The sequence below is a fragment of the Parabacteroides sp. MSK.9.14 genome, from assembly GCF_019041495.1.
GTDB classification, from domain to species: domain Bacteria; phylum Bacteroidota; class Bacteroidia; order Bacteroidales; family Tannerellaceae; genus Parabacteroides; species Parabacteroides merdae.
Map to the genome: position 1 here is coordinate 1 of NZ_JAHPXO010000092.1, position 2,029 is coordinate 2,029.

The 2,029-nt window shown below is 43.1% G+C and carries 2 protein-coding genes and 1 pseudogene; 2 read left to right on the forward strand and 1 reads right to left on the reverse strand.

All coding sequences use genetic code 11. The annotated features are described in order from the left end of the window. Positions 1–146, forward strand: a pseudogene (locus KTG12_RS22025) (DNA-binding protein); the annotation flags it as partial. Between the two features lie 44 nt (positions 147–190). Next, positions 191–502 (forward strand): helix-turn-helix domain-containing protein, encoded by a 312-nt coding sequence (locus KTG12_RS21115; RefSeq protein ID WP_138273417.1) that lies wholly within the window; start codon positions 191–193, stop codon positions 500–502. A 360-nt stretch (positions 503–862) separates the two neighbouring features. On the opposite strand, the gene KTG12_RS21120 is transcribed toward KTG12_RS21115, so the two are convergent. Next, a partial coding sequence (locus KTG12_RS21120) for a site-specific integrase (RefSeq protein ID WP_216945542.1) occupies positions 863–2,029 on the reverse strand: 1,167 nt, incomplete at its 5' end.

The window sequence follows — 2,029 nt, forward strand, 5'->3', positions numbered from 1 at the left end:
CATTACAGACTTTCCGTGACAATGGGACGCTTGCCTTTACTAAAATCGGAAACCGCACCTATTACCGTCCTGAAGACGTGGAACGTGTAATCTCCGATGTGGAAGACAGACGGAAAGAAGCCAAATGGAAAAGCAGGAATATTTGACCGAGAATATAGAGTAATCAGTGTATAACCAATAATTAAAGCGTATGAACAATGAAATCAGAGAAAAAGACCATGAGTGGGTAAAGGATTTCCACTCTAATTTTGACAGGCTTCTGGCTTCACTTGAAAAGTTGTTAAGCCAACACCAACCATCCGTATATGGCGATGAACTGCTGACCGACAAGGAAGTGGCATACCTGCTGAAAGTGAGCCGAAGAACACTACTCGATTACCGCAACAACGGAATCCTGCCCTACACGCAGGTGGGCGGCAAAATCCTATACCGAACTTCCGACATAGAACGTATCCTGATGAATGGGTACAAGGAAGCATACAGATGCAGCGAAAGCGGATGATTTTTCTGGAGGGAGCGCAGTTTGCCGTCTGCCTATTTCATCCGGTTTTCAAAAAACGGCCTTTCCCTATAAAAATCTGAAAAGCATATAGAGTTGGTCCATATATTTCAGACCTGTCTATATGCTTTTCTTTTAGTCATTTTTATCGACTTTTCCGTCAGTCGCTTGTTTCCGCTGCCGTCAGCGTCCATTGTACAGACGTGAAATAGAAAAGGTTTTCGGGGGGGGAATACTCTTTGCTTGCAAAGGAAGATTCCTCCCGAAACGGCATAGCCGCCCGACCTTTTCACTTTCAAAGAAGTCTGTACTAACTTTAATGGATGGGCGAGGAAATATGCGGCTGGCAGAATATGGATATGGTCAATCAGAATATTGATTTTCTTGCGACCTTTGTCCGTAGTGTATGTTTTTGACATTATCGCTATCCCTGTTCCATTCCGGAATTTCATATTTGGTTTTGATGCTCGTACTGATTCGTTTTATATCCTCATTAACCTTTTGTCGGGTCAGCTTTGCGTATAATTGTGTTGTGCTGATATCCTTGTGCCCCATCATCTTACAGACTGATTCCAATGGAACGCCCTGAGAAAGAGTAATCAGCGAACCGAAATTATGCCTCGCCATATGAAATGTTATCCGTTTGTCTATTTCGCATCGCTCCGCTAGTTTCTTGAAGTTGGCCGTCAATGCCGAACGTGCCGGAACTTTGAAGATTCTATCATCTGCACGCTGTTCCTTGTATTTGTCCATAATCTGTTGTGGCAAATCAAGAACCTGAATGATACATTCGCTTTTCGTCTTTTGCCTGTTGAACCGTTCCCATAGTTTGCCGTCTTCTGTACGGTAAAAATGTTCTTCCCGCAAATTACAGAGGTCTATATACGAGATTCCGGTGAAGGTGCTGAATACAAACAGGTCTCTCACGTAACAAAGAAACTTCTCTTGTATCGGTGTGCTCATAAGACGTTTCAGCTCATCCGCTTCCAAATGGCGGTGCTTCTTTATCGCCTTTTCCGGGAAATAACCCGAAAAAGGGTTCTTGTGGATCGTTCCTTGTGCGATGGCTCTCTTGACGATGGTTTTCAGCATGACAGTAAACCCTTCAACAGTGGAAAGAGAGCGTTTGAGGTCTGCTCTCATATAGGAATCGTATTTTTCAATGAAGCTGTAATCCAATTGTCTGAGTGCGATATCATCGGCATTGTAATACTTCCGGATAAACTTCTTCAATCTATTATATGAAGAATGATGGTTGTGCAGTGTGCCGTAAGAGCGTGTCAGTCCCACCTGTTTGCAGAGTTCCTCAATATATTCCTGATACAGTTCCAATAAATTCCGTTTTCTTGTACCGATACCGTTAATGGCGTTCTTTACAAGTTCCGCTGTTATATACCCTTGTTCTGAAAGTATTTCATCATAATAGCGGTGTATGTCTGCCGTCAGTTTCTCTATGGCACAGTTGATTTTCTGAGCTTCACGGTCTTTCCCTTTAAGTCTGTATCTTTTGGCATCCCATAATGCAGGGTC

Excerpts from the sequence above, each read along its gene's own strand:
- KTG12_RS21115 (WP_138273417.1), top strand. The coding sequence starts at position 191 with ATGAACAATGAAATCAGAGAAAAAGACCATGAGTGGGTAAAGGATTTC.